Source organism: Streptomyces sp. CB03234 (assembly GCF_001905885.1).
Taxonomy (GTDB): Bacteria; Actinomycetota; Actinomycetes; order Streptomycetales; family Streptomycetaceae; genus Streptomyces.
The window spans coordinates 35,898-43,607 of sequence record NZ_LIYH01000012.1; the positions used below are offsets into that span (position 1 = coordinate 35,898).

Annotated in this window: 5 protein-coding genes; 3 read left to right on the top strand and 2 right to left on the bottom strand. The window is 69.6% G+C overall.

From position 1 onward, the window contains the following. Nucleotides 1-34: 34 nt before the first annotated feature. Together nhaA and AMK26_RS35445 are read right to left on the bottom strand one after the other, a co-directional pair. Entirely contained in the window at nucleotides 35-1,333 is a 1,299-nt protein-coding gene (nhaA, locus tag AMK26_RS35440) for a Na+/H+ antiporter NhaA (protein ID WP_073760440.1), read from the bottom strand. A gap of 259 nt (nucleotides 1,334-1,592) precedes the next feature. Continuing rightward, nucleotides 1,593-3,125: an alanine/glycine:cation symporter family protein gene (locus AMK26_RS35445; RefSeq protein ID WP_073760442.1), complete on the bottom strand. Its 1,533-nt coding sequence runs from the start codon at nucleotides 3,123-3,125 to the stop codon at nucleotides 1,593-1,595. A gap of 450 nt (nucleotides 3,126-3,575) precedes the next feature. Between AMK26_RS35445 and AMK26_RS35450 the strand changes: the two genes are divergently transcribed. The 3 genes from AMK26_RS35450 (at nucleotide 3,576) to AMK26_RS35460 (ending at nucleotide 7,659) form a co-directional block, all read left to right on the top strand. Then, nucleotides 3,576-5,495 (top strand): NAD-binding protein, encoded by a 1,920-nt coding sequence (locus AMK26_RS35450; protein WP_073760444.1) that lies wholly within the window; start codon nucleotides 3,576-3,578, stop codon nucleotides 5,493-5,495. A gap of 153 nt (nucleotides 5,496-5,648) precedes the next feature. Further along, complete coding sequence (locus AMK26_RS35455) at nucleotides 5,649-6,158, top strand: hypothetical protein (protein ID WP_073760446.1); 510 nt, start codon at nucleotides 5,649-5,651, stop codon at nucleotides 6,156-6,158. A 67-nt stretch (nucleotides 6,159-6,225) separates the two neighbouring features. Continuing rightward, nucleotides 6,226-7,659 carry a flotillin family protein gene (locus AMK26_RS35460; RefSeq protein ID WP_073760448.1) on the top strand — a complete coding sequence of 478 codons (1,434 nt, stop codon included), beginning with the start codon at nucleotides 6,226-6,228 and terminating at the stop codon, nucleotides 7,657-7,659. Nucleotides 7,660-7,710 lie beyond the last annotated feature (51 nt).

A 7,710-nucleotide genomic window follows, 5' to 3' on the forward strand; every position in this document is an offset into this window, starting at 1 on the left:
ACCCGCTCACGGCGCGCGCTACCGCGCTTTCCGGTCACTGATCCGGGGAACCGGCTCGCTGGTAGATGTCGGGGATGCCGTCGTGGTCGTCGTCGCGCTCCTCCTCCTCGTACAGGCGCCGGTAGATCGCGTTTCGGCGCTTGACCAGGAGGGCGGCGAGGCCGGCGGCGATGAGGGAGCCCACCAGGACGGCCGCCTTGACGTGCTCGGCCGCGGCCGGGTCGGGGAAGGCCAGTTCGCCGATGAGCAGGGCGACGGTGAAGCCGATCCCGGCGAGTACGGCCAGGGCGAAGACGTCGGCCCAGGCGAGGTCCGGGTTGAGGCGGGCTCGGGTGAAGCGGGCAGCGAGGTAGGTGCCGGCGAAGATGCCGAGGGCCTTGCCGGCGACCAGACCCAGGAGAACCCCAAGCGGCTCCGGTTCAGTGAGGACGGCCCCGAGAGACGCGGCCGTCACGCTGACGCCGGAGGCGAAGAGCGCGAACAGAGGCACCGCGATACCGGCGGACACCGGGTGGAGCCGGTGGGAGGTGCGTTCGGCGGGGGAGGCGTTCTCGCCCTTGTCGCGGGTGGTGCGCAGGATCAGGCCCATGGCCACGCCCGCCACGGTGGCGTGGACGCCGCCGTGGTACATCAGCGCCCAGATCGCCATACCGAGCGGGACGTACCACCACCAGCCCCGCACCCGGAACCGCTGGAGCGCGTAGAAGACCACGAGTCCGGCGAAAGCGCCGCCCAGCGCCGCGAAGTTCAGGCTGCTGGTGAAGAACACCGCGATGACCAGGATCCCACCGAGGTCGTCGACGACCGCGAGGGTGAGCAAGAAGGCGCGCAGCGCGGCCGGCAGATGACTGCTGAGTACGGCGAGGACGGCGAGGGCGAAGGCGATGTCGGTGGCCATCGGTACGGCCCAGCCGTTCAGGTTCCCGCCGCCTGCCCAGGCGGTGATGGTGTAGAAGGCGGCAGGGACGACCATGCCGGAGACCGCGGCGATGACCGGGAGGGCGGCCGTCGCGGGGGTACGCAGTTCGCCGACGACCAGTTCTCGCTTGAGCTCGATGCCGGCGACGAGGAAGAAGACGGTCAGTAGCCCGTCGGCGGTCCAGTGCCCTACCGAGAGGTCGAGGCCGAGGGCGGGTATGCCGAAGTGGAAGTCACGTATTCGCTCGTAGGTATCGCCCCATGGGCTGTTGACCCACAACAGCGCGACCACGGCGGCAGCCAGGAGGACCAGTCCGCCGACGGTCTCCGTCCTGAGGGCCTGGACCACCGCATTGCGTTCCGGCAGGGGCAGGAGTCCGAGGAAGGGGGAACGCTCGCGGGGCGCGGCAGCCATCGGGGAGTACCTCCGGGGATCGGCTTGAGGGCATACGAGCCCCTGGGACGCCGACCAGACTTCCCGGCACACCGCGCGTCCCACCCTGCCGCTCAGGAGGGGTCCTTGACGCGTTCTTCACACCCTAACCGCCGGTCCCTGATCCCACCAGAGGCCGTTTCACGTGCTGAAACGCCGTCAAGGCATAACGAGCGGGCCCGTACACACCAAGGCGCGAGGTGTGTACGGGCCCGCTCAAGGATTCGGGCCGCGGGGGCGGTCAGACGGTGGTCTTCACCGACTCCTGGTCTTCGTCCTCGGTGATCTCACCGGCGTTGCGGGCGCGGACGAATTCCAGGAAGGAGTTCAGCTCGCGCTTGACGACCGGGGCGAGGAGGTACAGGCCGATGATGTTGATGACGGCGAGCATGAACAGCACCGCGTCCGCCATGTCGATCAGCGTCTGGAGCGTCAGCAGGGAACCGCCCACCGCGAACAACGTATAGAAGACCTTGAAGGTGAGCTCGCTGGTCCGGCTGCGGCCGAAGAGGTGCGTCCAGGCCTTCATGCAGTAATAGCCCCAGGTCAGCACCGTGGAGATGGCGAACAGCATCACCGCGAAGGTGAGGATGTAGGGGAACCACGGCATCACGGTGCCGAAGGCGTCGGAGGTGATGGTCACACCGCCGATGGACTCGCCGGCGCGTGCCTCGGCCCAGCTGGCCGGGTTGGCGATGACGATGGTCAGCGCGGTCATCGTGCAGATGACGACGGTGTCGATGAACGGCTCCAGCAGCGCGACCAGGCCCTCGCTCGCGGGGTGCTTGGTCTTGACGGCGGAGTGCGCGATCGGGGCGGAGCCGAGACCGGCCTCGTTGGAGAACGCGGCCCGCTTGAAACCGACGATCAGCGCGCCGAGGACACCGCCCGCCACGCCCTCCGGGTTGAAGGCGCCTTCGATGATGGTGGCGACGGCGGCGGGGACGGCGGTGACGTTGACCAGGATGACGACCAGGCAGGCCACGATGTAGATGCCGGCCATGGCGGGCACGAGCTTGCTGGTGACGCTGGCGATGGAGCGGATGCCGCCGAGCAGCACGATGCCGACGAGTGAGGCGATGAGGATGCCGAAGAACAGCGCGCCGGCCGAGGAGCCCATCAGGCCGTCCTCGCCGCCGGTGATGGAGACCAGCTGGGCGTAGGACTGGTTGACCTGGAAGAGGTTGCCGCCGAAGAGGCCGAAGAACAGCACGAAGAAGGAGGCGAGGAGGCCGAGGATCTTGCCGAGGGTCTTGCCGTTCTTGCCGAAGCGCTCGGCCAGGCCCTTGGGCAGGTAGTGCATCGGGCCGCCGGAGACGGTGCCGTCGGCGTGCACCTCGCGGTACTTCACGCCGAGGGTGACCTCGACGAACTTGGTGGCCATGCCCAGCAGGCCGCACAGGATCATCCAGAACGTGGCACCCGGGCCACCGATGGAGACGGCGACGGCCACACCGGCGATGTTTCCGAGGCCGACGGTGCCGGAGACGGCGGCGGTCAGGGCCTGGAAGTGGTTGACCTCACCGGCCGACCCCTTCTCGTCGTACTTCCCTCTCACCACGTCGACGGCGAGCCGGAACTTCCGGATCTGGACCAGCCCGAACCAGCCGGTGAAGACGAGACCCGCGACGACGAGCCAGACGACGATGAGGGGCAGCTCTGTACCGCCCACGTGGACGGAGTAGAAGACGACGTCCACGAGCCAGGTTGCTATGGGCTCGAAGAATCCGCTGACGGCTTCGTCGACGGACGTGGTGATGGAGTCGAGTGACACGGTGGTTACCTCGATGGCGCAGGGACCGGCGCGCGGGAGGTTGCGCCGGAAGATGTGCGGTCTGTGAGCGAACGCCGTTGTCCGATCGGCGACCCTGGGTTCACGTACCGCGGACTCGGAGCGTGATCACCCTGGTCGTGCAGTCGGCAGGTGCGCCGACGCCCCGCCGGTCGGCGAGGGGCGGTGCCACCAGCGGAGTCGCGCAGTTCTACCACGCCCTTTGCGGGTTCTTTAGTGATGTGAATCACATAACCGCAAGTAATCTTCGAAAGTGCCAGCGCGCGAGACCGGACCGTTATCCGGTCAGCAGAGTCCGTTCATCGGACATCTAGATGCCGATGGCGTCGCCTTCTGGCCAAATTCGGCCCCTCCAGGATGCGGGCACGGCAATCTACGCTGGTGCCTTCACTTCCCACTCCGCGCGCTTCCTCCGGCGGACCCGCCGGACACATGATCGTCTGTGGCGACGACGCCCTGGCCCACCGGCTGGCAGCAGAGCTGCGAGACGTCTACAAAGAGCAGGTCACGCTGGTATGCCCCGGCGGCGGTCCACCACTCGGACCGCGTCTCGCCGCGCCGGGGCAGGGCCGTGCCTCGGCACTTCTCGGGCGGGTGTCCGCCGCCGTGACCGGCACGCCACCTGCCCTCGCGGTGACGCGTACGGCCACCGTGGAAGCCGACGAACCCACCGAGACGGTGCTCGAGGCGGCAGGCGCGAGCGAGGCCGCCGCACTGGCGCTCGTGTACGACGACGATGAGACCAACATCCGCGCCGCACTGACCGCCCGGCGCCTCAACCCCGGCCTGCGACTCGTCATCCGGCTCTACAACCGCAAGCTCGGCCAGCACCTGGAGGAACTCCTCGACCAGGCGGCCCTGGTCGCCATGCCTGGCATGGATCCGGCCGCCCTCGACGCGTCCACCACCGTGCTCTCCGACGCCGACACGGCGGCACCCGCTCTCGCCGCCACGGCCGTCGCGGGCACCAGCAAAGTCGTCCACGCCGACGGGCTGCTCCTGCGCGCCGTGGAGCGCACCCCGCCCGGTCGGGGTGAGACCGCCGACCCCGGCCTCTGCACCCTGGCCCTGTTGTCCGCCACCACCACCGACCCCGCGGGTGAGGAGGGTTCGGACAGCAGCGGCACGGATGCGCCTCAGCTGCTCCCCGACCCGAGCACCGTCGACGCCGCCGCCGGGCGCGGCACGATCGTCCTCGAAGCCGTCTCCCACACCGGCCCCCCGGTGACGGCCAGACGCTTGGGCGGGCGGGGCCTTCCGCTCTCCGAGCTCTTCTCCCGCCGCCTGCGCTGGGCCGTCGCCGGCCTGGCGCTGGCCGTGGTCGCCCTCGCGGTGGCCTCATGGCTGACGACGCCGGGGGCCCACCCGCTGCATGCCGCCTATGTCACGCTCCTCGACCTCTTCTCCATCAACGACCCGGCGGTCGACGAACCCCTCTCGCGCCAAGTGCTCCAACTGCTGGCCGGCCTGGTGGGGCTGGCCCTCCTGCCCCTTCTCGTGGCCGGCGCGCTGGAGGCACTGGGCGCGTTCCGCAGCGCCTCCGCCCTGCGCCGCCCCCCGCGCGGCCTGTCCGGACACGCCGTCCTGCTCGGCCTCGGCAAGATCGGCACTCGTGTCCTCGCCCAGCTCCGCGACCTGGACATCCCCGTGGTCTGCATCGAGGAGAACCCCGAGGCGCGCGGTGTCGCGCTCGCCCGCCGGCTGCGCGTGCCGATCATCATCGGCGACGTCACACAGGAGGGGGTGCTGGAGGCCGCCAAAGTCCACCGGGCCCACGCTCTCCTCGCCCTGACCAGCTCCGACACCACCAACCTGGAAGCCGCGCTGTACGCCCGTACGGTCAAGTCCGACTTGAGGGTGTCCCTGAGGTTGTACGACGACGACTTCGCCACGGCCGTCTACCGCACCCTGCGCGCCGCGCACCCGGACGCGGTCACCCGGAGCCGCAGCGTCACGCATCTGGCCGCCCCGGCCTTCGCGGGAGCGATGATGGGCCGGCAGATCCTCGGCGCCATACCGGTCGAGCGCAGAGTGCTCGTCTTCGCCGCGCTCGTGGTCGCCGGGCATCCCGAACTGGAGGGCCGCACCATCGAGGAGACCTTCCGGCCCGGTGCCTGGCGCATCCTGGCTCTGGACACCGTTGCCCCCGCCGACCGGCGCCCCGATCTGGCCGCCCCGCATCCCGCCGACGGTGAACAGCACCCCACCGGTCTGGTCTGGGACCTCCACCCCGGATATGTGCTCAAGCCGGAGGACCGCGTCGTGCTGGCCGCAACCCGTCGCGGCTTGGCTGAGCTGCTCGGCAGGCATCAGCAGCCGGATCGCGGGGAGCTGCGCAACGGCGAGCACTGACCACCCCGGCAGCCGGGGGTGCTGTACCCACACACGTGCGAGGTCGGCATCAAAGAGACGTCAAGACTGCCGGTGGACGGCACTGAAATGTCACGCAGGTGAGTGAGACCCTCTGGTCACCTCGGGATTCACCCCGGTCAGGGAGGTACACACATGGGCTTGTTTCTCGGTCTCGGCATTGCGGGGCTCGTGCTGCTCGCCGCCTCCCTGGTCCTGGACGGAGTCCTGGAAGGTTTCCTCGACGGGGCGCTGGACGGGCTGTTCGACGGCTGGCTGTCGTTGCCGGTGATCGCGGGCTTCGTCTCGATGCTCGGCTTCACCGGAGCGATCGTGCTCGGGAGTACCGGTCTGGGAGCAGGCCCGGCCACGGGAGCCGGAGTGGTCACCGGGGTCGGTGCCGGATGGCTGACGTGGAAGCTGAGCCGCGCTCTGATGCGAGACCGGAGCGCAGTGGCTCCTTCCGGTGACGACCTCATCGGCACCGCCGGGTCGGTGGTCACGGCCATCCCGGCGGACGGCTACGGCGAGGTGCTGCTGCGTGTGGCCGGCCAGCCGGTGAAGTTCGCCGCCAAGGCGTCCGTTTCCGTCCAGCGGGGCACCGAGGTCTGGGTGGAGGCGGCTCTGTCCGCCGGCTCCGTACGCGTACGCCCGGTCGAACGGTGACCGGACGGCCCGCCTCCTCCCATCCGCCCACTCGATCCGCCCTTCACAGCGAGCCAGGGAATACATCATGAGCCCAGTCGTCACGGCAGTAGTGGGAGTCGTCGTACTCCTCGTCCTGCTGGCCCTCGTCGTCATCACCCGCTACAAGGTGGCCGGCCCCAGCGAGGCGTTCATCATCACGGGCCGTCGCGGCAAGAAGTCCACCGACCCCGAAACGGGACGGGTCTTCACCGACAACAGCGGGCAGAAGGTCGTCGTCGGCGGCGGTGTCTTCGTCGTCCCGTTCGTCCAGCAGAAGTTCACGCTCGACCTGTCCTCACGGCACATCCCGGTAGCCGTGCGCGGTGCGGTCACCCTGCGTGGGGTGAAGGCGAACCTCGAAGGGGTGGCGATCGTCAAGGTCGGCGGTACGGAGGATGCCATCCGGGCCGCCGCCCAGCGGTTCCTGATGCAGCAGGGTGGCATCGTCGGCTTCACCCAGGAAGTCCTGTCCGGTGCCCTGCGCTCCATCGTCGGCCGGATGTCCGTGGAGGACATCATCCGCGACCGAGCGGCGTTCGCCGGACAGGTCGCCGAGGAGGCCGAGGCCAGCCTGTCCGGTCAGGGCCTGGTCCTGGACGCCTTCCAGATCCAGGACATCACCACCGAGGGCTCCTACCTGGAGGACCTCGGCCGGCCGGAGGCGGCGCGGGCCAAGCAGGAAGCGGACATCGCCGAGGCCGTGGCCCGCCGGGCATCGGAGCAGGCGCGGCTGAAGGCGGAGGAGGAAATCGCCATCGCCCAGCGGACGTTCGCGCTCAAGCAGGCCGAGATCAAGGCGGAGACCGACGAGGCCGCCGCGAAGGCCGCAGCCGCCGGCCCGCTCGCCGAAGCCGACCGTCAGCAGGAGATCCTCAGCCAGCAGGAGAAGGTGGCCGAACGGCAGGCCGCGCTCACCGACCGTCAGCTGGACACCCAGGTCCGCAAGCCCGCCGACGCCGCCCGCTACCAGGCCGAGCAGGAGGCCGAGGCCCGTCGTATCGCCCAGGTCAAGGAAGCCGAGGCGGAGGCCCAGCGTGCGCGGCTGACCGGTGAAGGCGAGAAGGCTCACCGAGCGGCGCTCGCCGACGCCACCCGGATCGAAGGTGAAGCCGAGGCCGCCGCGATCGCTGCCAGGGGAGCGGCCGAGGCGGAAGCCATGCGGAAGAAGGCCGACGCGTTCGCCCAGTACGGGGACGCGGCCGTGCTGCAGATGCTCGTCGGGGTACTGCCGGAGGTCGTCGGCAAGGCAGCCGAACCGCTCAGCGCCATCGACAAGATGACCGTCATCTCCACCGACGGCGCGGGAAAGCTGCCGCGCGCTGTCGCGGACAACGTCGCCCAGGGTCTGGAACTCCTCGGCTCCACCACCGGCGTCGACCTCGCCCAGCTCCTCAAGGGCATCACCAACCGAGGCGGCGGTACGACGCCGACCGCCGGCCAGGCGGCGTCCCCCAACGGAAACATCGAGATCAGCGACTAGAGCGTGTCTCTTTGACCCGGTAGTCAGTTGATCGGATGTGTCTGTCCGCTT